Origin of the sequence: Paenibacillus prosopidis, assembly GCF_003337375.1 — a bacterium.
GTDB classification, from domain to species: Bacteria; Bacillota; Bacilli; order Paenibacillales; family Paenibacillaceae; genus Pristimantibacillus; species Pristimantibacillus prosopidis.
Window position 1 is genome coordinate 63,432 of the sequence record NZ_QPJD01000014.1, and the last position, 23,985, is coordinate 87,416.

The 23,985-nt window shown below is 43.0% G+C and carries 24 protein-coding genes; 19 read left to right on the forward strand and 5 right to left on the reverse strand.

Features of this window, described 5'->3' with window-relative positions:
- Window positions 1-20 precede the first annotated feature (20 nt).
- The 3 genes from DFP97_RS21100 (at window position 21) to DFP97_RS21110 (ending at window position 3,474) form a co-directional block, all read left to right on the forward strand.
- Window positions 21-1,244, forward strand: a complete 1,224-nt coding sequence (locus DFP97_RS21100; RefSeq protein ID WP_114382171.1) for an MFS transporter — start codon at window positions 21-23, stop codon at window positions 1,242-1,244.
- A gap of 304 nt (window positions 1,245-1,548) precedes the next feature.
- Window positions 1,549-2,406, forward strand: coding sequence for a class II fructose-bisphosphate aldolase (locus DFP97_RS21105; RefSeq protein ID WP_114382172.1), 858 nt, complete (start codon window positions 1,549-1,551; stop codon window positions 2,404-2,406).
- Window positions 2,407-2,595: 189 nt separating this feature from the next.
- Window positions 2,596-3,474, forward strand: coding sequence for a choline/ethanolamine kinase family protein (locus tag DFP97_RS21110; protein ID WP_245976494.1), 879 nt, complete (start codon window positions 2,596-2,598; stop codon window positions 3,472-3,474).
- On the opposite strand, the gene DFP97_RS30875 is transcribed toward DFP97_RS21110, so the two are convergent.
- The gene (locus tag DFP97_RS30875) at window positions 3,465-3,620 is read right to left on the reverse strand and encodes a hypothetical protein (RefSeq protein WP_181873619.1); all 156 of its coding nucleotides are present in this window, start codon (window positions 3,618-3,620) and stop codon (window positions 3,465-3,467) included. The genes DFP97_RS21110 and DFP97_RS30875 overlap by 10 nt on opposite strands.
- A gap of 308 nt (window positions 3,621-3,928) precedes the next feature.
- Between DFP97_RS30875 and DFP97_RS21115 the strand changes: the two genes are divergently transcribed.
- The 4 genes from DFP97_RS21115 (at window position 3,929) to DFP97_RS21130 (ending at window position 6,195) form a co-directional block, all read left to right on the forward strand.
- Window positions 3,929-4,351 (forward strand): MarR family winged helix-turn-helix transcriptional regulator, encoded by a 423-nt coding sequence (locus DFP97_RS21115; RefSeq protein WP_281270994.1) that lies wholly within the window; start codon window positions 3,929-3,931, stop codon window positions 4,349-4,351.
- Between the two features lie 62 nt (window positions 4,352-4,413).
- Entirely contained in the window at window positions 4,414-5,613 is a 1,200-nt protein-coding gene (locus tag DFP97_RS21120; RefSeq protein WP_114382174.1) for an ArsA family ATPase, read from the forward strand.
- Window positions 5,614-5,642: 29 nt separating this feature from the next.
- Entirely contained in the window at window positions 5,643-5,831 is a 189-nt protein-coding gene (locus tag DFP97_RS21125; protein ID WP_114382175.1) for a hypothetical protein, read from the forward strand.
- Window positions 5,832-5,919: 88 nt separating this feature from the next.
- Window positions 5,920-6,195: an alpha/beta-type small acid-soluble spore protein gene (locus DFP97_RS21130; RefSeq protein ID WP_114382176.1), complete on the forward strand. Its 276-nt coding sequence runs from the start codon at window positions 5,920-5,922 to the stop codon at window positions 6,193-6,195.
- A gap of 71 nt (window positions 6,196-6,266) precedes the next feature.
- On the opposite strand, the gene DFP97_RS21135 is transcribed toward DFP97_RS21130, so the two are convergent.
- Entirely contained in the window at window positions 6,267-7,184 is a 918-nt protein-coding gene (locus DFP97_RS21135; protein WP_114382177.1) for an aldo/keto reductase, read from the reverse strand.
- 162 nt (window positions 7,185-7,346) lie between these two features.
- Here DFP97_RS21135 and DFP97_RS21140 point away from each other — a divergent pair, with 162 nt between their 5' ends.
- The 11 genes from DFP97_RS21140 to DFP97_RS21190 all read left to right on the forward strand — a co-directional run bounded on the left by DFP97_RS21140 (window position 7,347) and on the right by DFP97_RS21190 (window position 19,985).
- The gene (locus tag DFP97_RS21140; protein ID WP_114382178.1) at window positions 7,347-7,850 is read left to right on the forward strand and encodes a VOC family protein; all 504 of its coding nucleotides are present in this window, start codon (window positions 7,347-7,349) and stop codon (window positions 7,848-7,850) included.
- A 126-nt stretch (window positions 7,851-7,976) separates the two neighbouring features.
- Complete coding sequence (locus DFP97_RS21145; RefSeq protein ID WP_114382179.1) at window positions 7,977-8,834, forward strand: alpha-1,2-fucosyltransferase; 858 nt, start codon at window positions 7,977-7,979, stop codon at window positions 8,832-8,834.
- 5 nt (window positions 8,835-8,839) lie between these two features.
- Window positions 8,840-9,610, forward strand: coding sequence for a hypothetical protein (locus tag DFP97_RS21150; protein ID WP_114382180.1), 771 nt, complete (start codon window positions 8,840-8,842; stop codon window positions 9,608-9,610).
- A gap of 243 nt (window positions 9,611-9,853) precedes the next feature.
- Complete coding sequence (locus DFP97_RS21155) at window positions 9,854-10,297, forward strand: lipase family protein (protein WP_114382181.1); 444 nt, start codon at window positions 9,854-9,856, stop codon at window positions 10,295-10,297.
- A gap of 239 nt (window positions 10,298-10,536) precedes the next feature.
- Complete coding sequence (locus tag DFP97_RS21160; protein ID WP_114382182.1) at window positions 10,537-11,586, forward strand: ABC transporter substrate-binding protein; 1,050 nt, start codon at window positions 10,537-10,539, stop codon at window positions 11,584-11,586.
- 17 nt (window positions 11,587-11,603) lie between these two features.
- Complete coding sequence (locus DFP97_RS21165) at window positions 11,604-13,358, forward strand: ABC transporter permease (protein ID WP_114382183.1); 1,755 nt, start codon at window positions 11,604-11,606, stop codon at window positions 13,356-13,358.
- Complete coding sequence (locus DFP97_RS21170) at window positions 13,355-14,395, forward strand: ABC transporter ATP-binding protein (protein ID WP_114382184.1); 1,041 nt, start codon at window positions 13,355-13,357, stop codon at window positions 14,393-14,395. Before DFP97_RS21165 ends, DFP97_RS21170 begins: the two co-directional genes overlap by 4 nt.
- Window positions 14,396-14,499: 104 nt before the next feature.
- Window positions 14,500-14,970, forward strand: coding sequence for an SDR family NAD(P)-dependent oxidoreductase (locus DFP97_RS21175; protein ID WP_114382185.1), 471 nt, complete (start codon window positions 14,500-14,502; stop codon window positions 14,968-14,970).
- A gap of 13 nt (window positions 14,971-14,983) precedes the next feature.
- On the forward strand, window positions 14,984-15,766 hold the full coding sequence (locus DFP97_RS21180; protein ID WP_245976496.1) for a GNAT family N-acetyltransferase: 783 nt from the start codon (window positions 14,984-14,986) through the stop codon (window positions 15,764-15,766).
- A gap of 140 nt (window positions 15,767-15,906) precedes the next feature.
- A complete protein-coding gene (locus tag DFP97_RS21185; protein ID WP_114382186.1) occupies window positions 15,907-17,091 on the forward strand; it encodes an MFS transporter in 1,185 nt (394 codons plus the stop codon).
- A gap of 341 nt (window positions 17,092-17,432) precedes the next feature.
- Window positions 17,433-19,985, forward strand: a complete 2,553-nt coding sequence (locus DFP97_RS21190; protein WP_114382187.1) for a LamG-like jellyroll fold domain-containing protein — start codon at window positions 17,433-17,435, stop codon at window positions 19,983-19,985.
- Window positions 19,986-20,064: 79 nt separating this feature from the next.
- On the opposite strand, the gene pepT is transcribed toward DFP97_RS21190, so the two are convergent.
- Window positions 20,065-21,297, reverse strand: coding sequence for a peptidase T (pepT, locus tag DFP97_RS21195; protein WP_114382269.1), 1,233 nt, complete (start codon window positions 21,295-21,297; stop codon window positions 20,065-20,067).
- 182 nt (window positions 21,298-21,479) lie between these two features.
- Here pepT and DFP97_RS21200 point away from each other — a divergent pair, with 182 nt between their 5' ends.
- Window positions 21,480-22,169: a hypothetical protein gene (locus tag DFP97_RS21200; RefSeq protein WP_114382188.1), complete on the forward strand. Its 690-nt coding sequence runs from the start codon at window positions 21,480-21,482 to the stop codon at window positions 22,167-22,169.
- A gap of 62 nt (window positions 22,170-22,231) precedes the next feature.
- On the opposite strand, the gene DFP97_RS21205 is transcribed toward DFP97_RS21200, so the two are convergent.
- Entirely contained in the window at window positions 22,232-22,513 is a 282-nt protein-coding gene (locus DFP97_RS21205) for a hypothetical protein (RefSeq protein WP_114382189.1), read from the reverse strand.
- Between the two features lie 22 nt (window positions 22,514-22,535).
- The gene (locus tag DFP97_RS21210; protein WP_114382190.1) at window positions 22,536-23,816 is read right to left on the reverse strand and encodes an ArsB/NhaD family transporter; all 1,281 of its coding nucleotides are present in this window, start codon (window positions 23,814-23,816) and stop codon (window positions 22,536-22,538) included.
- Between the last annotated feature and the right edge of the window lie 169 nt (window positions 23,817-23,985).

Here is a 23,985-nt window from a genome sequence, read left to right on the forward strand (position 1 = left end):
AATCAAAGGGAGTGTAAGGTATGCTAGTTAATCGCTACCTAGGGATTATTTTAGTATCAACCTTTTTCCTGCAGCTTGGGATATGGGTGCGAAATATTGCTATATTACTATATGTGGTGGAACAAACGAATGGGGACGGGTTTGCGGTTTCTATGATTTCTGTTGCAGAATTCTTGCCGATCTTCGTGTTTTCTTTTATTGGAGGAGCTTTCGCAGATCGATGGAACCCGAAAAAGACCATGATATGGTGTGATCTATTAAGTTCCATTTCGATCTTGTTCGTGCTGCTTGCATTTATGTTCGGAACATGGAAAGCGATATTCTTCGCAACGCTGGTATCTTCGATTCTGTCACAGTTTTCTCAACCATCGGGGATGAAGTTATTTAAGCTTCATGTTAGTGCAGATAATATTCAAGCGGGCATGTCTATGTTTCAAACCGTATTAGCTATTTTTATGTTACTGGGACCTATATTAGGGACTTTTGTTTATCAGCAGTTTGGAATTCAGGTCTGTATCGGGCTTATGGGATTATCGTTTTTGCTTTCGGCTTTCGTGTTAATCTTTATTCCTTCAGGGCATAAGATTGAGGAAGTCAGGGGATCGAATTTGCTGAAAGAAATGAAAGCGGGCCTTACTTATTTGTTTTCAAATAGACTGTTAACTTATCTTGGAATTTCCTTTTTAATTGCAGGTTTAGCAGTTGGACTAGTGGTACCGCTAGGGATATTCGTTATTACTGATCGTCTGCATCTATCAGAAGAATATTACCAATGGATTGCCGCCTCAAAAGGAATTGGTATGATACTTGGAGGTGCTGTATCACTGGGATTAAGCAAGCGTGTTTCCCCTCTTTATTTGTTGACCACAGGGTTTGCAGTTAATGCCCTATGCTTAATGGCAGCAGGGATGTCTACCTATTTTTGGTTAACATTCTCTGCTGAGTTTTTTATTGGCTTTGTTACTCCGGCTTTTCAAGTAGCTATTCAAACCTTAATTTTAAAAAATACGGAAGAATCTTTTATTGGACGTGTTAATGGCATACTTACCCCACTCTTCATGGGGGCTATGGTCTTGACCATGAGCTTCGCAGGATGGTTGAAGGATGCTTTGTCTGTGCTTGTGATGTACGAAATAGCAGGTGTACTGTTCTTGATCAGTGCATTAATAACTATTCCAATGTTTCGAATGCATGTGAAGCAAGCTTCGTATGAAAAGGCTGAAACACAAGCGGGTATATCATAAATAAGCCATTTATTGGATTTCTTGATACTGGGATTATGACGAAAATCAGCGATTGTTCTCCCAGCACGGATTTTTCTTTCACATTCGACCTTACATTCATCGTCCTAGCTGCGAAAACAGGTAGTCTTATACTGAAATTTGTGATAATATGTAGACCGATGAGTAATACGTGAACGTGGATAAGCCCATTCCGTTCGTGCCAGTATAACTGCAGCTTATGATCGCAATTTTAAACTGCAGGTTAATTGGGTATGATTGAAAGGTCGAGTCATTAAATTGCAATTATTTTGAAGGAGGATTTAACATGGCATTAGTTTCAATGAAAGAAATGTTGAACAAAGGTTTAAAAGAAGGTTACGCAGTTGGTCAATTCAACATCAATAACCTGGAGTGGACACAAGCAATCCTCGGCGCTGCTCAAGAAGAACAATCACCTGTCATTCTTGGCGTTTCTGAAGGTGCTGCTCGTTACATGGGAGGCTTTACAGTTGTAACTTCGATCGTAAAATCTCTTATTGAAGAAATGAAAATCACGGTTCCGGTTGCTATTCATTTGGACCATGGTTCAAGCTTTGAAAAATGTAAAGCGGCTATCGATGCAGGCTTTACTTCCGTTATGATAGATGCTTCCCACTCACCATTCGAAGAAAACGTGAAAACAACACAACAGGTTGTTGCATACGCGCATGAGCGCGGCGTTTCCGTTGAAGCTGAGCTTGGTACAGTTGGCGGACAAGAGGACGATGTAGTCGCTGACGGCGTTATCTATGCAGATCCTCAAGAATGCAAAGAGCTGGTTGAGCGTACAGGAATCGACTGCCTTGCTCCTGCTCTTGGCTCCGTACACGGTCCTTACAAAGGCGAACCAAACCTAGGCTTCAAAGAGATGGAAGAAATTTGCCAAACAATCAAGCTTCCACTGGTATTGCATGGCGGTACAGGTATCCCAACTGCTGATATTAAGAAATCAATCTCGCTGGGAACTGCAAAAATCAACGTAAACACAGAAAACCAAATCGCTTTTACAAAAGTTGCCCGTGAAATCTTGACTTCGGATTCCGAAGTATACGATCCACGTAAATTTTTGGCTCCTGGCCGTGAAGCAATTAAACAAACGGTTCAAGGTAAAATGCGCGAGTTTGGTTCTTCTAATAAAGCGTAATAAACAAAAAGCGAAAATGGTTGGGCCGAATGCATATTGCATCCGGTCCAACCATTTTTTTTGATTTGGCTTACCTTGACTTTTAATGTAAGGAGGATATATTATAAGGTAAACGTTTACGTAAAAGTTTCCACTGTCTGTCGAGTGATTCTATTTTGAATATTCTAAGTGGGGATGATCCTGTTGAACATGAAAGTTGAAGAAATTATTCACGAAGTACCAGAGCTAAACCATGAATTCTTAAGTTTTGAAAACCTTAGTGGAGGGCTGTGTAACCAAACCTATAAGGTGCAAACCAAACAGAGTACATACGTTCTTCGCATCAATAGCAGGCAAAATGAGTATTTGAACCTGACACGCCGCTCTGAAGTAGAAGTGATGAAGAAGGCAAACCGCGAGGGATTTGCTCCTAGAGTGATTTCCAGTAATTATCCGGAACAATTTATAGTCACGGAATTTATTGAAGGTCGAATGCTTGAGAAAGATGATCTGAAAGACGATAGTATCAAAGGAATGATTATGGATCGCCTCAAACGAATACATCGTATGGAAGGTCAAAGCAGAACATGTGCTCCTTACGATTTGATTCATGGATATTTGAAAGGCGCAGATCAGTTTCAAGTTAAGCATCCTGATGGATTAAACCAAATTTTGCATCGAGTAGAGAAAATCGCGCATAAGCGCAGTAGTGACAAAGAATATAACAACAAGTTCTGTCACAATGATTCCTTTTTATGCAATATGATTTACACAGGGCAAGAGTTGCAATTTATTGATTGGGAGTTGTCTGGAGTCGGAGATGTGTTTTTCGAATTGACGCTCATTCCGTTTACAAACCAGTTCAGTGAAAACGATGAGCGTGAATGGTTGAAATTATACTTCGGATATTTCGAGGAGGAAACATTCCACATTTTTCAGGACATGAAATTCGTTTCGATGGTTCGAGAGGTTGCATGGGGAATGTTTTACAGCGGACTTACGAAGGAGGAAAGTCACCATGACTTTGATTACTACAAGTTTGCCGAATCTTGTATCCAGCGAATAGAACAAGGGGTTTATCAATTATAATGGTGTAGCGGCATGTAGATGATAGGGTGGTCAAAAACCGCCTCTATCGGCTTGATTATCAGCCGTTGCATCAGAAGGCCGTGAACTACTGCTGTGCCGCTGCCGATCACTCCGGCCATCGTTAAGGCAATACTATTCCAGTCCATTTCCATACACCTCCAGTGATTATTAATACGATTTCGTAGTAATGACTGGAGATCAATTTAACATTGAGTATGAAATGCTGTCAATAATGAATTTTACCCGCTAGCCTAAATGCCCCATCACGTGCGGTGTCACTTTTCATGGGACACAATAGAGTTCAAGAAAGAACACGATTCGTTATTGATTTTATTACGAAATCGTATTAAAATAAACGCAGACCTATTATTGCGAAATCGTACTAAAAGGAGTGACCGGTATTCAGCACCTATACGACCTCTTCCTCAAGACCGGTCTGCGTCCCTTTGCTTTCATGACTGATACACAGCAACTAGAACAAAATGTGACCCGTTCAGATCTGTCAACGCTGCTTATTCTGCAATTCCGTGGAGATTTGACGATGTCGGAGTTGGCGGCCGAGATGGGGGCACCTCTGAGTTCTATGACAAGCATTGCTAAGCGGCTTGAACGTAAGGGCTTTATCGCCCGGGCTACATCTGCGCAAGACCAACGCGTTAAGCTCGTCACGCTGACACAGGAAGGTCTGCAGCTAGCGAAAGAATGGAAGCAGATCATGATGGCGATGCTAGGCAGGTTGGAGGCGGCCTTTACGCCGGAGGAAATGGAGCAATTCACGACACTCCTGTTCAAGGCAGCTAGAGTCCTCCAGGATGGGGGGCCTGTAAAGCATCAAGAGATAAAGAATCATCCAATAAAGATTAAGATCGAGGAATAACCGGTTCAAACCGGATTTTTTTGAATATTTACTACGAAATCGTACTAAAAGGAGCGGTGGATATGAGGATCATCATCTACACGGGCAAAGGCGGCGTGGGAAAGACGAGCATAGCGGCGGCGACGGCAGTGAAATTGGCGAAACAAGGCAAACGAACCCTTATTCTCAGCACTGATGCGGCACATAGTCTTGGGGATTCGCTGGCGGTACCGATCGGTCCAGATCCGGTCTGGATAAGCGAAAACTTATGGGGGCAGGAGGTGAACGCCATCCGCGAGACGGAGCGCAATTGGGGAAACGTCCAGGGCTGGCTGACGAAATTACTCGACAAAGCGCAGCTTAAAGATATCACTACGGAAGAAATGCTCGTGTTCCCAGGCATGGAGGAGCTCTTCAGTTTACTGCAAATTAAGGAACACGCTCAAAGCGGACTATATGACGTATTGGTGGTGGATTGCGCACCGACCGGAGAGACTCTTAGGCTGCTCAGCTACCCGAACGTATTGAATTGGTGGTTGGAGAAAATATTCCCGCACGAACGCAAACTGATCAAGCTCGTTCGACCGGTCGCCAAGCTCGTGAGCGATATAGAGCTTCCTTCGGATAACGTGCTGGACAGTATAGAGCGTTTTGCACGCGCCTTGGAGGAAATGCATAGGATCGTTCTGGATCCGGAGATTACGTCGGTCAGGATTGTATTGAATCCCGAAAAGATGGTGCTTGCAGAAGCGAAGCGCTCGTTCACGTATTTGAATTTGTTCGGGTTCAATACGGATGCGGTAATCGTTAACCGGGTGCTGCCGGATGAGGCAGGAGATGGATTTTTCGCGCATTGGCGGGATATTCAAAAGAAATACGAGGAAGAAATCGTATTGAACTTCCGGCCGCTTCCGATTCTGAAAGCGCCTATGATGAAAAAGGAAGTTATCGGACTCCCCATTCTTGAAGAATTAGCGGATATCGTTTATGGAGATCAGGCCCCTTCTGCAATGTTTTACCGTGGCATAACGGAGACGATCCGGGAGGAGGACGGAGAAATGCTGTTGGAGCTTATGATTCCCTTTGTCGACAAGGCTGATTTAGATTTAACGCAGACAGGCGACGAATTGACGGTAGATGCTGGCGCCTACAAACGCAAGGTCATTTTACCAAGACCGTTGATGGGCCGCCAAGTCGTAGGCGCGAGGTATGCGGAGGACCGGCTTATCATCCGTTTTGGTAAACGGGAAATGACTGCGCATGGAAAGGTTGAGGATCAATGAGAAGCCCCGGGCTTAGGAGGGAACGAGTGATGGAGAATCTGATTCGATTGGAGCGTTTGTTAGAAAACCTGGAGCGCCATCAAGCAAAGCGGCATGTAAGAAACGCCTTCAAGGAATGGCTGCTTGCTTCGCGAACAGTGATCGACAGTGTCATCGATACGATGGAGAAGGAAAAAGACACCCCTGTTGCCCGTAAAATCAATATTTCGAAAGAGTAGGGACTATTCGTTTAGTTGAAGCAGCTTGGCAGCGGGTATTATGGTCAGCTATTGGGCAACCTTTAAGAAAAATAAAGGAGTGATCTTAATGGCTAGGAGAAGAAGATACGTTGTGCCTGGAGCGGAACAGGGAATGCAAGCATTCAAAGCAGATGTAATGAAACGCGAAGGTTATGACGTTAACCCGAATAGACCGGACGATGTGAAATACGAGGTAGCCAAGGAGCTCGGTATCCCGCTAAAGCCTGGCGACAATGGCGAATTGACGACAGAATCGGCTGGCCATATTGGCGGCAAGATCGGTGGTTCGATGGTCCGGGAGATGATTCGTCTTGCACAGGATCGTCTGTCAAACCAAGAATAGGTTTATGAGATAAAGCAAAGCAGTCTCCAGTCTTTGAGGACTGGAGATTGCTTTGTTCTTGATCCGCGCGGTTAAGGAAGCACATTGCCTGCTGCACGAAAGATTTCATACCATTCTTGACGTGTCAGATGAACGTCGCTTGCCTTACAGCAATCCTTTAGCCGATTGATATTCATCGTACCGGTGACCGGCTGCATGTGTGCGGGATGACGCAAAAGCCACGCGATGGCGATAGTTGTGTTGCTAACTTCATATTTGTCCGCAATTTCATCGATCTTCTTATTCAATTCTGGGAACTTGTCGTTTCCGAGGAATACGCCCTCAAAGAAGCCGTATTGGAAAGGCGACCAAGGCTGAATAGTGATATCGTTCAGTCTGCAATAATCAAGTACGTTTCCGTCCCGGTTCACAGCGGAGTCATTTTCCATATTCACATTAAATCCATTGGAGATCATGTTGGCGTTTGTAATGCTTAATTGCAATTGGTTTGCAACGATCGGCTGCTTCACCGATTTCTTAAGCAGCTGGATCTGCATAGGAGTCTGATTGGAAACACCGAAATGACGTACTTTCCCCGAACGTTCAAGAAGATCGAAAGCTTCCGCCACTTCTTCTGGTTCTACCAAAGTATCCGGACGGTGCAGAAGCAGAATATCCAGATAATCGGTTCTCAGCCGATTCAGGATGCCGTCTACCGACTCTAAAATATGCTCTTTGGAGAAGTCGAACATTCCCTTCCGAATGCCGCACTTGGATTGCAGAATGATCTTTTCACGAATATCATCATTCATATGAATGGCGTCTGCGAATATTTCCTCGCAGGCTCCGCCGCCGTAAATATCAGCATGGTCGAAGAAGTTCGCGCCTACTTCCAGCGCCGTTTGGACAAATTGCTCAGCCTCTGTCTTATCCAGCGAATTAATACGCATGCAGCCGACTGCTACAACCGGCACCTCTAATGTGCTGTTTCCTAGTTTTATAGTCCTCATGATTCATGCCTCCTTAGTGAATAGGCTTATATCGTGCTATTCCTTAAAAAGTATAGCTGAATTAATAGTCTTGCGTAAGAGCTGAAATATTATATAGTAGGGGAAAGAAAAGTAACTATGTAATGATTACATAGCAATCCCAAAATGAAGGGGAGGATAATTGTGAATAACAAAATCCAAAAGATAACACCAAACTTGTGGTTCGATAAACAAGCTGAAGAGGCGGCTAAGTTCTACATTTCAATCTTTAGAAATTCCAAGATCGGAAGAGTCACGCGTTATGGAAAAGACAGGCATGAAATTCACGGGATATCAGAGGGAGCAGTAATGACCGTGGAATTCCAACTGGAAGGACAAAAATTCGTAGCATTAAATGGCGGTCCGCAATTCAAATTCACAGAGGCAATATCATTTATCGTCAATTGTGAGGACCAAGAGGAATTGGACTATTATTGGGAGAAACTCTCTGAGGGCGGGGACAAAAAGGCGCAAGTGTGCGGTTGGTTAAAGGATAAGTATGGTGTGTCATGGCAAATAGTTCCCACCACTCTATCCGAGATGGTAAGCGACCCCGATTCAGAGAAATCAGAAAGAGTTATGAAAGCATTGCTGCAAACGAAAAATAAAATTGACATAAAAACTCTATTGCAGGCTTATGAGGGATAGATGTATATATACGAGTACAAAATGGGCAGCCCCTTCGGCTGTCTTTTTTTGGACTTTTATACGCTCACATCTTCAACCCAATAATCATAGATTACATATCACATCATTCTGAGGGCGGGATAGGAATTGAAAAATAAAAAACGGGTCATTACGATGAGGACTCTGGGAACGAAAGGGCATGGCCGCTTTGGCAACCAAGTTTTACAATATGGTTTCTTAAAAATCTATGCTTCGCGTTACTCTTTAAAAGTAAAAACTCATCCATGGATAGGCCAGTATTTATTCGGTCACCAGGATCCGCCGGTAACTCGCAAATACCCGATTCTAACATCTAGTGACATTTCAAAAATAAAGACAAATAAACTTTTGGGGAGCAAAAATCCGCCGTTTGTTAATGTAGACCTCCAGGGACAGTTTATGATGCATGCCAATCGTTACAAACCCTATAAAAAGCTGTTTCGCTCTTTATTCCAGCCAACTCCGGGAATATACGATCAAGTGAATAAGGGGATGCTCGAACTTCGAAAGAGGGGGAAAACGGTCGTCGGCCTTCATGTAAGAAGAGGAGATTTCTTAAATTATAAAAATCATCCGCGAAATTTCCCCGTTCCAACCAGCTGGTATATAAAATGGCTGAAACAAATATGGCCTACGCTGGAAAATCCGGTTTTATTTATTGCAAGTGATGATCTTGATAGTGTACTGTCTAAGTTTAAGCGCTACCGGCCTGTTACTTCCTCTGATGTTATTGAGAACTTTCCCAAAAAACCTAAATACCATCGCTTAAACCCTTCATTCTACCCTGATTTTTATATTTTGACCCAGTGCGACCATTTAGCTATTTCCAATAGTACATTTTCCTTTGCTGCCAGTTTATTAAATAAAAGATGCAAATCGTTCATGAGGCCCCATATGAAACGAAAGCTCGTTCCCTTTCAGCCGTGGAATAGCAAAAGAAGATTGAACTTACTGCGAAGCAGGTGAAAAATATGATCTATATGGTTAATTATGCAACCCGCCGATTTTATAAATCCCAGGAGAAATTAAAACGGTCCGCTCTTCGATTCGGAGTAGATAAAGTAATGTCCTTCAGGGAAAAAGATCTGATAAGAACAGCCTTTTTTAACAAAAACAAAAAATTATTGCGGCAGCCCCGAGGCGGCGGATACTGGATTTGGAAACCGTATTTTATTTTAAAAGTGATGTCAAAAATCAAAGAAAACGATATTGTCATTTATTGTGATTCCGGGATGGAAGTGATCAAGCGGTTAGATCCTTTGTTTAAGATTTGCAAGCGAAAAGGTGGGATTATGCTTTTCAGAACCCACTCTCTGCTGAATAAAGCTTGGACAAAAAGAGATTGCTTCGTCTTGATGAAATGTGATTCCCCGAAGTACTGGAATGAGGAACAATTGATGGGTTCGTTCTCCGTTTTCGTTAATAATGTGAAAAACAGAAAATTTGTTAAGGAATGGCTTGCCTATTGCTGCAATAAAAACATTATAAGCGATGCTCCAAACCGATCCGGTTTAAAAAATTTCCGGGAATTTAAAGATCATCGTCACGATCAGTCCGTACTGTCGTTATTAGCTGTAAAGCATAATATCGAAGTATACAGAGCGCCTTGTCAGCACGGGGATAGGTATAAAATGAAAAAATTCCGCCATTCCGGAGAATGTACGAAATATTCCTCTAAGCCTTATAACAACTCCCCCTATGACACGTTATTAAATCATCACAGAAATAGGGATTCCCGCTAGGAGATTTTCTGTCTTATGTAGAATTAATGGTTAGAAAGCATAGAGGTGCTGCTCTTTCGCGGGCACTATACAATTAAGGGGATGCAATTTATATGGACAATCAAGAAAACATGGAACCGTATATTTTTTGGGGAAAATTCGTTGAAGTTGCTTTGAAATGTATGCGCAAAATCCTGTCTCTCCTGAGACCCCTCCTAATTTCCCATCTGGTTGGGAGCGGGTTGCCACAATCTTTACAGAAGCATGACGATTGAATATGAAGATTCCGGCAAACCTTCCGAGTCGATAATCTCAGGGCTCGATAAACTTCCTGCTGGAACTAAGCTCGTTGTTACGGGTCATAGTTTAGGAAGCTCGCTCGCTACCTTACATGCTTTTGTTGCAGGAAGCAAACAGATCGACGTCGAGTTGGTGACATTTGCGTCGCCACGAGTAGGTGATCGTAAATTTGTTGAAGCTTTCCAGCAGATGAATATTAAGAATACCCGTATTTTCAACCACCCGGATATCGTTCCTGATGTGCCCGCGAAAATAGCCGGTTACCGGCATATCGAGCCAGGAATAGAAATTAACTCCGCACTGTTTCCGATCAAGCACTCCATTGCATGCTATCATGCATTAAGTACTTATTTGTATGTTATGGGATACGATAACGCAGATATAAGCAAATGCAAATCGAGTACATAAGCAAAGGCCATAAGCGCCCACTCATTTCGACTTAGCGATAATAGGGCCAAACCATACCACAAGGGAGGATTCCGGATTGATGCCGGATTCCTTTTTTGTTATGTCGTAACTTCAAACATACCCAAATACAAATGGTTTACAATCTATACATTATAAATTGATAACCTCTTAACAGACAAAATGTAGTATGGGTAGAGCAAGAAAATAAAAATAAAGCATGTAGGGGAGAGCACCTAATCATGAAAAAAGGTATCGTGTTGATGAGCTTAACAGGATTGCTGATTTTTAGCGGGTGTGGTGCGGCAACGCCAACCGATTCAGTACAAGAGCCGGAATCGACAAACACAGCAACAACAGCGGCGCCCATCGAAGTAGCTGGAAAACTATCGTTTTATACTTCCCAACCCGAAGAGGACGCTATGAAGCTCGTTTCTGCATTTAACAAGTCATATCCGGATGTAAAGGTAGAAACATTCCGTTCAGGTACAGAAGAAGTTGTTGCCAAGATTCAAGCGGAAAATCAAGCGGGTAAAATACAGGCAGATGTTCTTCTGGTAGCTGACTCCGTTACGTTTGAAGGATTGAAAAAGCAGGACTTGCTGCTTCCTTATAAATCACCTGAATTAAATAAAATTTCAGAATCGCTAGTCGACCCTGATGGCATGTATTCCGGAACCAAGGTCATAGCGACTGCGATGGCCATTAATACGGAGAAGGTTAAAAATGTTCCGACAAGCTGGAAATCTTTATCTTCTTCCGAAACGAAAGACAGCAGCATAATGCCAAGTCCTATTTATTCCGGAGCGGCTGCTTATAATGTAGGCGTCCTAACACGTACCGATGGTTTTGGATGGGATTATTTCAAAGGGTTAAAGGCAAATAACATGTCAGTAGTTAAAGGGAACGGAGCGGTGCTGAAGGCTGTTGCCAGCGGTGAGAAATCATATGCAATGGTTGTTGATTTTTTGGTTGCACGTGAGAAAGCCAAAGGCTCCCCCGTCGAGCTGATTTACCCTGAAGAAGGTGTTCTGGTCATCACGGAGCCAATTGGTATTATGAAAAATACAACAAATGAAGCGGCGGCTAAAGCGTTTGTTGACTTCGTGTTGTCAGAAGAAGGGCAAATGGTTGCTTCCGAAATCGGGTATACACCAATTCGAGAAGGAGTCAAAGCGCCGGAAGGATTAAAAATGGTCTCGGAGTTAAACATATTGTCCTATGATATTTCAAAACTGACTGAAGCTCGCGATGCTGACAAAAAGGAATTTCTTCAGCTGTTCGGAGAGTAGAAGTGGAGCGAAACACAATGAATGATCCTAGTTTGCAAAAGAGCGGGGATAAAAGGGACGGGCAAGAGGTTTATCCCAACCTCCTGTCCGTTTCTTTTTTAATCGGCAAAAAGCTTGTCATCTTACTGAGTATTGCGCTTCTTATTTTTTTCTTTCTTGTGCCTATCGGGAAATTAATTTATTTAAGCTTAATGACCAAAACAGGAATCAGCTTTGGTTATTATACGGAAATCATCCAGCAAACCCGTACCTGGAGAACTCTAAAGGATACTTTTGTTATTGTGATGGGGTCTACTCTTTTGTCCGTTTTCTTAGGCATCATTACTGCTTGGTTGATGGCCTATTCAGACCTTAAGCATAAAAGAGCATTACATTTGGGACTGCTTCTCTCCTTTATTCTTCCATCCTATGTATTAACTCTTTCATGGTCTTCTTTTATGGGCTCCCAAGGCTTGATGGCTGACTTGCTCCAACAATTCAATTCAGATGCCAAGCCTTGGAGCATGTACAGTTACGGTGGCATTATTTTTGTGATGGGCATTCATCATTTCCCTCTTGTCTATATGTTGACTGTTGATGTATTGAAGAAAATACCGCGTGATATGGAGTGGGCTTCTAGAGCGAGTGGGGCTGGAAAGGTAAAGTGTTTTTTCTTAATTACCCTTCCTATGGCTTTACCGGGCGTAGCAGCGGGGGGGTTACTCGCTTTCCTGGCAGGTTTAGATAATTTTGGAATACCCGCTTTTTTAGGAATACCCGTAAACATTTCTGTACTAAGTACGCTAATATACGAAGAAATTATTGGGTTCGGTCCGTCTGCTTTTGCAAAAGGTGCCTCTCTATCTGTCATGCTGGGTATTTTTGCTGTAATCGGTATAATCCTTCAGTGGATTGCTGTTCATAAAAACAAAAATTCAGATACCGTACTTATGGATGAAAATCCACGCTATGAGCTGGGGAAGCATCGCATATGGATTGGGGCATTATTGTGGTCTTTTTTAATGCTGATAACGGTTGTACCTGTATTTTCCATGATCCTGACCTCACTTAAAAAAGCATACGGTCTACCCTTTAAGCTAAGCAATTTAACGTTTTCACATTATAACTATATCTTATTTGAGAACCCAAAGGTTTGGCAGTCCATTCAAAATAGTCTAATTCTGTCCGTTACGACACTGATGATTTGCTTAATACTAGGCACGGCGCTTGCGTATTTTCGGGTCCGTCATCCTTCATGGTATACCAGGACGGCTGAAATCGTAATCGGCATTCCCTTTGCGCTTCCCGGGATTGTTTTCGGCTTAGCCATGATATTAACTTGGATGGAACCTATACCCGGCTGGAATCCTGATATTTATGGTACGGTTCGTATTTTATTTATCGCATATGTCTGTCGTTTCCTCATTCTACAGGTTCGGGCCAGCATTACTGCCTTTATGCAAATTGATGTCTCGATGGAGGAAGCAGCCCATATTTCTGGTGCGAATGGGTGGGGAAAATGGATATTTGTCCTGCTGCCGCTTCTGCTCCCGGGGCTATTAAGCGGAGCGTTCCTCGTTTTTCTGACAGCACTTACGGAGCTTACTGTATCAGCGCTTCTTTGGTCTTCAGGATCACAGACGATAGGGGTCACCATATTTAACTATGAGCAGGCTGGGAATACCGTATATTCAACTGCTTTATCCAGTTTAATTTTAGCTTTAATTATGCTAGGAATGGCAGTACTGCTTGTCTTACAAAAAGCTCAAAAACAAAAAGGAGTTCAATCATGAGCATTGAATTGAGACAAGTAAGTAAAAAATTCGGTGAATATTGCGCATTGAATTCGGTAGATCTAACGATAGCAGATGGTGAATTTGTAGCGGTGTTGGGTCCTTCCGGCTGCGGAAAAACGACCTTGCTGAGATTGCTGGCAGGCTTTGAGCAGCCTACAACGGGCGAAATTTATATGGATCAGGTGCAAGTCGCCAAAAAAGGCTTTGCAATACCACCGGAGAAGCGAAAAATCGGGATGGTATTTCAGGCCTTTGCTCTATGGCCTCATATGAATGTAATGGAGCATATCCGTTTTCCTATACGTCATCATAAAGAAACTCCAGGCCATATACGTAAAAACGAGAAAGATCATATTTCCAAGATACTAAGTATGGTAGGACTATCCAAATTCGAAAAACGTATGCCTCATGAATTGTCAGGCGGCCAAAAACAACGGGTTGCGCTTGCTAGAGCTATCGCCGCCGAACCGGCTCTTTTATTAATGGACGAACCGTTAAGCAGTCTGGATGCTATGCTGCGTATGGAAATGCGCCGAGAAATTCAGACCCTTCACAGGCAAACAGGAACCTCGGTCGTCTATGTGACACATGATCAAGGAGAAGCTCTAGCTATGGCTGACCGTATCGTTGTAATGAAGAATGGAAGCATTGAACAAGTCGGTTCACCTGAGGAAATATACAGAACGCCGCACACAGAGTTTGTTGCAAAATTTGTTTCAAGGGCCAACCTTGCCCATGGGAAATGGAAGGATGATGTATTCGTTCCTAATGGATGTGAAGATACCTTGCAATGGCAGGGTAAACATGTGGCAAGCTATTTTAAATCCTCCGGCATGTTTCCGGTAAGGCCTGATCAAATTCAATTGGCCCCGGCACATAAACCGGGTATTCAAGGCGAAGTCGTTAATGTTCAATTTCAGGGAAAAGATTTTCACTATCATATTCAATCTCATGATGGTCAGTGGGAAATCTATTCACCCTTATCCTTTCGTCTGAAGGAAAAAGTGACATTAAATTTAATCGAAACCCAATAATTCCTTGTAAAGTCCATGTACAACTAATACAATATTTTTGGAGATACATGGAAAAGGAAATTTTGATTCGTGTCACCTTACAAACCCGCCGGAGGGATTATCCAATGAGTCGGTTAAAAGGAAAAATAGCTATTGTTACTGGAGCAAGCCGTCGAAAAGGTATTGGTACCGCCATTTGTAAAGCTTTGGCTAGTGAAGGTGCAGACATATTTTTTACCCACTTTTCGAGTTATGATAAGAATGTAATTCAATACGATGATGTTGAAGATGATTGGTCTGAACAATTCTCTGAAGAATTACGCAATTTTGATATACGGGTAGAAAATATGGAGTTAGATTTATCAAGTCTAGATTCCCCTTCGAGACTCTTGGATGAAGTGGAAGCAAGAATTGGTACTCCGTCGATTCTGGTAAACAATGCTACATATAGCGTGGATGTAGGGTTTCGACAATTAAATAATGATATTTTAGATGCCCATTATGCAGTAAATGTTAGAGGAACGTGTATGTTATCCGTAGAGTTTGCCCGACGTTTAGACAGGTCACTGGTGAATAAGAATCCGCCAATAGCTTGAAAGGGTGATTAAGGTGATTATAAAAGAATGCCTTTTCAATGACATACAACATCTCGTTCAAGAATATATCCATACGCTATCCTCGCCTTTTGATTCTTTCTTGGAAGAGCATATTCTCAAATCAACTTTTTACGTTATCCTTGATAATTCAGGGGAAGCCGGTTATTACGCGGTTAACAATAATCATCAACTTACCCAATTTTTCATCCGTCCATTCTATCAGAAGCACGCTCAAGAGCTCTTCAGCCAAGTCATTGAAAATCATTCCGTTGAGTCTCTTTTCGTTCCAACCTGTGATGAACTATTTATCAGTTTAGCTTTAGACAAAGAATTTACTATCACAAAGCAAGCCTATTTCTTTAAAGATAGTCAAGTGAATATACCAGTGAGTGATTCATTAAAAAGCGACATTTTTGGCCTCGCGGTGTTGGATGATCTGCTGCGGATTCAGCAGCTATGCGGAGATTTTCTCGATCGCTATGAAGCAAGGATTGAGAAAGGAGAACTCTTCACGTACTATAGAGGTCCTATGCTGCTTGGAATTGGAGTACTTGAAAAAAGCAGAATGCTTAGTGGAATCGCAAGTATAGGCATGTTTACGAATGAAGGATATAGAAAGCAAAGAATTGGGCGAAATATCATTCTCAAATTGAAAAACTGGTGTTATAACCACGATTTAACGCCGATTAGCGGATGTTGGTATTATAATGAGTCTTCGAAGAGAACTTTAGAGAGTGCGGGTATGGTAACAAGAACCAGGCTTTTAAGCATAAAAATAAATCAACAGGGTCAATAACTCGCTCAAAGGAGAAGATGATATGACATATCATGCCAATTCAAGATCCCCCAGCTAATCATTAGAATTAAATCGCTCACGTGCTCCTCCATATTTTGGTTGGAAATCATTCAACCATAAAGCAGAGGGGCAGATTTACAATGAGTTATATGCCAAATGTTTGGAAACTGTACGCTATCCGTTTCTTTTACAATTTGATCCCCGCGTATGTCATCGAGAGATTGTTTTGGGAAGAGAGAGGCATGACCATCCAAATGGTCGTCTACGCGGAGATTATTTTTGCAATTACGGTTGTATTACTCGAGGTTCCCACAGGAATCATTGCCGATAAGTGGGGCCGGAAGCACATGATCGTATTGTCCGCCCTATTAGGCTGCTGTGAATTTCTAATCTTGGTGTATGCAACGGAGTTTTGGCACTTCGCGCTTGTTGTATTTCTGGCAGCTATTGGCAGTTCCGCAAGCAGCGGGGCGGAGAATGCTCTGCTCTACGATTCTTTATTGTCTGCTCGGAAGGAGCAGTCTTTCGAGAAATACCTTGGCCGCTTGAATGCGCTCGACATTTCCTCCATCATGCTTGCTGCTTTGTGCGGTAGTTTATTGGCAGATCGCTTTGGGTATACGTTCAATTATTGGATTTCCTTGGTAAGTATGCTTGTTTCCCTTTGTATAACCCTTATGCTGGTTGAGCCTGCCGGGAGTAGACATGGGGAAAATGATCAGCAGATGCCGGTTCACGTGTATATTACAGCGTCCCTTCGCCTTTTTAGAGATAATAAAGGAGTGCTTCTCGTTGTTCTATCGGGAATGGTGACAGGTGCGGCTATAAATTTCATTGATGAATTCTGGCAGAGTTACTTGGACAGATTGGGAATTCCGGTTATCTATTTCGGCTTGTTCTCGGCAGCGATGTTTCTGATCAGGCTTCCGGGCAATATAATGGCCTATATGCTGCTGAGCCGATTCAGCTACCGTTTATTGTTATCGGGAGTAACCGCAGTTTTAGCTCTGTGCTTCATTTATCTCTCGATAATAAAAGACTACAGCGGATTGGCAGCCATGTTCTTTATCTGTTTGTTCGCCGGGATGATCGAACCGCTCGCAGCAGGTTATCTCCATCACCGAATTGATTCCTCCATGAGAGCGACAATGGGATCATTTCAGTCTTTAGGCGAGAATGCGGTACTAATTCTTACAGGATTAGGCTTCGGATACTTCTCGTCAAAATATGATATTTTTGGCGGATACGGTTTTATTGGGATCATTTGTAGTGTATTTTTCATTTATTTTATATTTGCATCCAAAAAGATGCATATCGAGAGTTGATTGAATCGATTTACGCACATACAAACAGGCTGCTGGAGAGAATCCGGCAGCCTGTACTATTTTAAACTTTTTGTTCATATGTACTTAATAAATTTATTAATTACTTTAAGTGTTACAATTATAACATGTCTATATTGAAGATTTATATCACTTATAGTATTATTAATATGTTGATAAATACATTAACAATATCGTAATTTGTAAGCGCTCTATAAGCAGTGAGTAAATCGTTAAATAGAGGAGGCGATGATCAGACTTACATGCATCGGAAAAGTGCAGGACAATCTTCGACAAAATGGATGCGCTTTCATTAAAGCTAGAATTGAGAGGAGAACACTAGAATGAATAAAAGTTTGGTACGAAGAGTAACACTTCTTTTCTTAATGATTGTATTGCTAATACCCAATCTTGTTCTTGGTGAGGGTTCAAACAAACCAGTTAGTCAGCCTAGCGAACATAGTAATATGCCTTATCTTGATTACCAAGGTGCAGCTCCCGAATTTCAAAATGTGTCTGTTCACGACCCTTCGATCATAAAAGATGGTGATACGTATTACGTGTTCGGATCTCATATTGATGCAGCTAAGTCAACGGATTTGATAAATTGGACTCGATTTACAAATGGATACACGACGCCCGGCAATGTATTATATGGAGACTTATCAGAGAATCTGGCAGGCTCTTTTGCTTGGGCAGGAGAGAATGATTCTGATAGCAAGGGCGGGTATTCCGTATGGGCTCCTGATGTTTTCTGGAATAAAGACTATAGAAATGAGGATGGAACAACCGGTGCTTATATGATGTATTATAGCGCATCCTCCACTTATATACGTTCCGCGATCGGTTTTGCGGTATCTCAAAATATAGAAGGACCATATAAGTATGGAGATACGGTTGTATATTCTGGTTTTACCAGAGATGACGCCTATGATAACAATAGTGTGATCAATAAGAAATGGACGAATACGAATATTAAAAAGCTTATGGATAACGGTACGTTAACAGGAGCAAGATCCGAATGGTTTAATGCAAATGGATCTTATGCGAATCATATTTATCCAAATGCGATAGATTCTACTTTGTTCTATGACGAGAATGGGAAACTGTGGATGACGTACGGATCTTGGTCCGGCGGAATTTTTATGCTTGAAATCGATAAGGCCACAGGTAAAGCCATATATCCAGGCCAAGATGGAACGACGGCGGATGGCAGACTTATCGATCGGTATTTCGGAACAAAGATTGCAGGCGGATATTTCAAATCAGGCGAAGGTCCTTATATTGTGTATGATAAGAATACTGACTACTACTACTTATATGTAACCTATGGGTGGTTAGGCGCAGACGGCGGCTATAATATGAGACAGTTCAGGTCGAAGACGCCTGATGGTCCTTATGTAGATGCAAAAGGACAAAATGCAGTTTTACCAGGAAATACAGATAATGCTCCTTATGGCAACAAACTTATGGGCAACTTCTTATTTGAGAGAAAAGTTGGAGATCCGGGAACAGGAATCGGCACCGGGTATGTTTCTCCAGGACATAATTCTGTTTATTATGATGCTGAAACAGGTCAGCAGTTCTTGATTTTCCATTCACGATTCCCGCAAACAGGTGAGATGCACGAGGTTCGGGTTCACCAAATGTTTATGAATAAAGATGGCTGGCCAGTGGTGGCACCATACCGCTATACAGGTGAAACGCTTGGCAAGGTGAACGAACAGGATTTGATTGGTGAATACAAATTCATTACGCATGTAAAAGATAATTCCGCAACGATTAGAAACTCTGTATTCATTCGTTTAAACGATGATTATACCATTTCCGGTGACGTTAATGGCGTTTGGAAAAAGACTGGCCATAACCAAGCGGAAATTTCCGTGGATGGAGTCACCTATAACGGAATATTCGTGCGTCTTTGGGATCCGACTTCAGAACGTTATGTGATGACATTTACAGCGATGTCCGGGGAAGGAGTGTCCGTCTGGGGAAGTAAACTGCAAAGTAAAACAGATGAGGAAATTGTAGCTGCTGTTTTGAATGATCTGGATCTTGGTGATACAACGAACGTCATTTCCAATTTGGCACTCCCTACAGAAGGTACCAGGCATACCGGAATTACTTGGGAGACTTCAGATTCCGGCGTTGTCACGGAGACAGGAGTCATCAATCGGCCGGAGGCAGGCTCTGACTCTGTGACGGCTACACTTACTGCAACTATTTCAAAGGGTAACGTAAATGCAACTAAAAGCTTTACAATTACTGTACTGCCATACAAAGCTGCCGGTTTAGCGGCTCATTATGCCTTTGAAGATAACCTGAGTGAGACTACCGGTAAGTTTAGCACAGGAACTGTAACTGGTAATCGAATTGATAATACAGGCGGCACAATTTCTTATGTTGACGGTAAGAATGGTCAAGCTTCCGTGTTTAATGGAGCCTCCGGTGTACGTTTACCGAACGGGCTAATCTCAAGCAACTCATACTCTGTATCGTTGTGGTTAAAGCCTGAGGAATTAACGACTTTTACAACGACTTTCTTCGGTGCCAGAGACAGCAATAACTGGGTGAGCCTCGTTCCGAATGGACCGGTAGGCGGAAACACCATGGTCTGGTCCGGCAGTAATTGGTATGATGCTGTCACTGGTATGACAATCAATAAAGGGGAATGGTCGCATTTAGCATTCTCCGTTGATAACGGTAGTATTAATGTTTATGTTAACGGTGTAAAGAAGTTTACAGGAACGAACTTCCCTAATCTATTTACGACTACCGATGCCAGCTTCAGCTTAGGTGTTAACTGGTGGGATACTCCGTACAAGGGCTTGATTGATGAATTGCGCATCTATGAAGGAGCTCTTTCACCAACAGAAATCTCGAACTTAGCACAATAAATGAGTAACCGCTTATAAAAGCGGGAAATCGAAAAAAAATCGTACGGTTATCCGTACGATTTTTTTGTGTTGTATGCTTCTAAGCTCTTTGTTCATACAGCTTAACGATTTCAATGATAGTATTTACAGCCTGCACCATGTTGTCTGCCGAAACATACTCAAACCGGCCATGATAATTTTCCCCGCCTGTAAATATATTCGGTGTCGGCAATCCCATGTAGGATAACTGAGAGCCGTCCGTACCGCCCCGGATCGGTTGAATGATCGGACGGATGCCGAGATTCTCCATCGCTTGCTCGGCGATGTCCACGACTTCTTTTACGGGCTCGATTTTCTCCCCCATATTGAAGTATTGGTCTTTGATTTCGAGCTCAATACGCTCATCCCCGTACTTCGCCCTCAGCTTTTCTACGATATCAGCCAGCAAGGATTTCCTCTCGTTAAACCGGTTACGTTCGTGATCGCGTATGAGATAACGGAGCTGCGTCTGCTCGACGTCGCCCTGAATGGAGGACAGGTGGTAGAAGCCTTCGTAGCCCTCGGTCCGCTCAGGCGTTTCATCCGCAGGCAGCATTCCGTGAAGCTCCATAGCGATTTTGGCGGCGTTGACCATTTTACCTTTGGCTGTTCCGGGGTGAACGTTCTTGCCCTTGCACGTTATATGGGCAGCCGCCGCGTTAAAGCTCTCGTACTGTAGCTCGCCGAGCGGACCGCCGTCCATCGTATAGGCATATACAGCGTCAAAGGCGGCCACATCAAACCTATGCGGACCTCTGCCGATTTCTTCATCCGGGGTGAAGGCGACTCTTACTCTGCCGTGCTTCAGCTCCGGATGCTGAATTAGATAGGCCATGGCAGTCATGATCTCTGCAATGCCGGCTTTATCGTCGGCGCCAAGCAGGGTGGTGCCGTCTGTTGTAATCAACGTATGGCCTTTATAGCCCGCTAGCTCCGGGAAATCACGCGGCGACAGAACGATATGGAGCGCTTCGTTCAAGATGATATCCTGCCCGTCATATTGTTCAATTATTTGGGGCTTCACGCCAGCGCCGGTAAAATCGGTGGCCGTATCCATATGGGCAAGGAAACCGATTGTCGGGATCTCTTTGTCCGTATTGGCCGGAAGAGTAGCCATGACATAGCCGTTGGAATCCATCGTAATCTCCTGCATGCCAATTGCTTTCAATTCATCCACGAGCATACGGGCTAGCGTCAGCTGACCTGGAGTGGAGGGGCAGGTGTCGCTGCTTTCATTCGACTGCGTTTCAACTTGTGCATAAGAGATGAATCTGGACATAATCTCGTTTTTCATTGACATTGTCATTCTCAGCTCCAATACAATTTGTCATATAGCAAAGTATAATACAAAAGAGGCTTGCCTAAAAATCGGCTTAGCTTGTTTACAGACTAATCGGGCTTTTTGCGTTAACGAATATTTATTTCACTTTTCGCCGAAACTATCAAATAATACATATTGTAAAAAGGAGGTAGTCAATGAGACTCATCCTTATAATGTTGGTTGCGACGATCTTCTCATCTCCCATAAATTCGTCAGCTGCTGCTGAGGATTTAACCGGTGCTGCAAAAAGGGTGCTGCAAAAGCTGAAGAGAGAAAGCGGGGATACATTCACAATCCAGTGGAATAAAAATACGAACACGCCATCCTTACTTGAAGGCCATTTCTCAAAACCGTCAAAGCATACACCTCAGTGGATTGCTTTTGAGTTTTTGGATAAAACAAAAGCGCTATACGGTTTAAAGAACCCTAGAAGAGATATGCAAGTAACGGAGGTTAGCCGAAGCTCCGACAACATGATACAAGTAAGACTTCAACGTTTTCTGTATAACACGCCTGTATGGAAAGATGAGCTGGTTATTCAAATCAATAAACAGGGAATCGTCCGCCGCGTCATGGGCAGAGTGCACCCTAATTTAGAGAATAAGACTTTTAACCGTTCAATGCACGCCGCATTCTCTAAAGAGAAAGCCATTTCAATTGCCTTATCTTTCGCGAAAGTGGATAGAGCGCAACTCGAAGAGCCAGTAGTAGAAGTGTATTATCTCCCCTCGCGCGCGGGTACTCCTTTGATTTATGTGGTGAATTTGAAAAGCCGGGAATCCGATAATGAATATCAAAAAGTTTTTATCCACTCCCTAACGGGGCGGGTCATAGAACAACAATAAAAAAGAGGGAAAGCCGATGAAACCGGCTCTCCCTCTTTACGTGTCCATGCTGATGCCAACATCTACTCAGACCATTTTACACTCTGCAACAGGCGCTGCTTCATTAATTCGAGGATAAAATCTTCGTAGTAATCCCTACGGACAATAACCCGATATTCATGACTAGCGTAGATGTAAAACAAAACATCTGTATACACGTCGTTTTCTTCAAATTCCTTTTGTACCTTCTTTATCCCGTCAAGGTAAGGCTCTTCCTGAAGAATATGAATACGAAATTCCACGTCATTTCCATTCTCAATCTCATTCACTTGAATTACATTGTGGTCATATTCGTATTTCAGCATTTTGCCGCCATCCTTTCTAAAGCTATATTAAGTAACGAAGGTATACGTAAATGCTTGATAAAACGATTGAGAGCAGCATCAATGGAAAGCCGTATTTCAAAAATTGGACGAATTTAATCGGATAACCTTCTTTTCCAGCCATGCCTGCTACAATGAGGTTGGCACTCGCGCCTATAAGCGTACCATTGCCCCCTAAGCACGCTCCAAGCGCGAGACTCCACCATAACGGCTCCAAATTGCTGACACCCATATTGCCCATTTCTTGAATCATTGGAATCATCGTCGCTACAAACGGGATATTGTCTAAAAAGGCGGAAGCGATAGCGCTTAGCCACAATATAAGCATGGAAGTCGCGACCGGCTCCCCTCCAGTCAGTTCGATAGCTTGCGCAGCCAGCTGGGCGATCACACCTGTTTCAATGAGGCCGGACACCAATACAAACAACCCGACGAAGAAAAATATCGTAGTCCATTCAACCTTGGAGAAAGCCTCTTCCATCATGTGCTCTCCGGTAAGCAGCAGAAGTAGAAAGGCGCCGGCTAATGCGACTGTTGCCGATTCCAGATGCAATAGCTGATGGGTAAAGAACCCTAAAATCGTCAATCCCAAAACAATCAAGCACTTGCGCAAGAGCGTACGATCCGTAATAAGCTGGCTTTCATCCATCTCCATGATGCCGCGTTTCAAATCATCCGTCGTCTGGATTCCTTTGCGGAACAGAAAAATGAAAATAGGCACATAAATGGCCATCACCAAAACCGCCAGCGGTGCTAAATTGATGATAAAATCCATAAAGGATAATTCTTTAACCGCGCTCCCGATCATGATATTCGGCGGGTCGCCGATCAGTGTTGCGGTACCCCCTACGTTGGAAGCAATGATCTGCGTAATAAGAAAAGGTATAGGATTCACACGTAGCTGCCGCGTAATACTGAAAGTGACAGGTACCATGAGAAGTACAGTGGTAACATTATCCAGAAATGCTGAACCCACTGCTGTAATAAGTGCTAAAGAAATCAGAATCCGGGTAGGCTCTCCCTTAGCTCTCTTGGCTGCAACAATGGCAATGTATTTGAACAGTCCTGTTTCAGCCGTAATGCCTACGATAATCATCATGCCGACAAGTAGTCCAAGCGTATTAAAGTCAATGTGATGCAGCGCCGTCTCTTGGTCTACAATTCCGAGTACAACCATTAATGTCCCGCCGATCATGGCTACGATCGTGCGGTGGATTTTCTCGGCAATAATAAATCCGTAAATGACGAGAAAGATACCGATTGCTAAAATTGCCTGTTGTTCCATGAAGCCCTCCTGAAAGTAAGTATTGTTTTATTAATCCCCAAAACTCGGATTATAATGAAGTTATCCCTTTCGGAGGGCAAAAAAAGCAAAGAGAAGCCCACCGATGGCAGGCTCCTCCGATAATCCGTTTATTTCATTTGAGACCATTATACTTACGTCTCCGACATAT

What these genes read in the sequence shown, in the direction of transcription:
- DFP97_RS21150 (WP_114382180.1), top strand. Translation starts at nt 8,840, where the DNA reads ATGATCTATATGGTTAATTATGCAACCCGCCGATTTTATAAATCCCAG.
- DFP97_RS21170 (WP_114382184.1), top strand. Translation starts at nt 13,355, where the DNA reads ATGAGCATTGAATTGAGACAAGTAAGTAAAAAATTCGGTGAATATTGC.
- DFP97_RS21175 (WP_114382185.1), top strand. Translation starts at nt 14,500, where the DNA reads ATGAGTCGGTTAAAAGGAAAAATAGCTATTGTTACTGGAGCAAGCCGT.
- DFP97_RS21200 (WP_114382188.1), top strand. Translation starts at nt 21,480, where the DNA reads ATGAGACTCATCCTTATAATGTTGGTTGCGACGATCTTCTCATCTCCC.
- DFP97_RS21125 (WP_114382175.1), top strand. Translation starts at nt 5,643, where the DNA reads ATGGAGAATCTGATTCGATTGGAGCGTTTGTTAGAAAACCTGGAGCGC.
- DFP97_RS21210 (WP_114382190.1), bottom strand. Translation starts at nt 23,816, where the DNA reads ATGGAACAACAGGCAATTTTAGCAATCGGTATCTTTCTCGTCATTTAC.
- DFP97_RS21135 (WP_114382177.1), bottom strand. Translation starts at nt 7,184, where the DNA reads ATGAGGACTATAAAACTAGGAAACAGCACATTAGAGGTGCCGGTTGTA.
- DFP97_RS21160 (WP_114382182.1), top strand. Translation starts at nt 10,537, where the DNA reads ATGAAAAAAGGTATCGTGTTGATGAGCTTAACAGGATTGCTGATTTTT.
- DFP97_RS21130 (WP_114382176.1), top strand. Translation starts at nt 5,920, where the DNA reads ATGGCTAGGAGAAGAAGATACGTTGTGCCTGGAGCGGAACAGGGAATG.
- DFP97_RS21190 (WP_114382187.1), top strand. Translation starts at nt 17,433, where the DNA reads ATGAATAAAAGTTTGGTACGAAGAGTAACACTTCTTTTCTTAATGATT.
- DFP97_RS30875 (WP_181873619.1), bottom strand. Translation starts at nt 3,620, where the DNA reads ATGGACTGGAATAGTATTGCCTTAACGATGGCCGGAGTGATCGGCAGC.
- DFP97_RS21185 (WP_114382186.1), top strand. Translation starts at nt 15,907, where the DNA reads ATGAGTTATATGCCAAATGTTTGGAAACTGTACGCTATCCGTTTCTTT.
- DFP97_RS21120 (WP_114382174.1), top strand. Translation starts at nt 4,414, where the DNA reads ATGAGGATCATCATCTACACGGGCAAAGGCGGCGTGGGAAAGACGAGC.
- DFP97_RS21105 (WP_114382172.1), top strand. Translation starts at nt 1,549, where the DNA reads ATGGCATTAGTTTCAATGAAAGAAATGTTGAACAAAGGTTTAAAAGAA.
- DFP97_RS21155 (WP_114382181.1), top strand. Translation starts at nt 9,854, where the DNA reads ATGACGATTGAATATGAAGATTCCGGCAAACCTTCCGAGTCGATAATC.
- DFP97_RS21100 (WP_114382171.1), top strand. Translation starts at nt 21, where the DNA reads ATGCTAGTTAATCGCTACCTAGGGATTATTTTAGTATCAACCTTTTTC.
- DFP97_RS21165 (WP_114382183.1), top strand. Translation starts at nt 11,604, where the DNA reads ATGAATGATCCTAGTTTGCAAAAGAGCGGGGATAAAAGGGACGGGCAA.
- DFP97_RS21115 (WP_281270994.1), top strand. Translation starts at nt 3,929, where the DNA reads ATGACTGATACACAGCAACTAGAACAAAATGTGACCCGTTCAGATCTG.
- DFP97_RS21110 (WP_245976494.1), top strand. Translation starts at nt 2,596, where the DNA reads ATGAAAGTTGAAGAAATTATTCACGAAGTACCAGAGCTAAACCATGAA.
- DFP97_RS21205 (WP_114382189.1), bottom strand. Translation starts at nt 22,513, where the DNA reads ATGCTGAAATACGAATATGACCACAATGTAATTCAAGTGAATGAGATT.
- pepT (WP_114382269.1), bottom strand. Translation starts at nt 21,297, where the DNA reads ATGAAAAACGAGATTATGTCCAGATTCATCTCTTATGCACAAGTTGAA.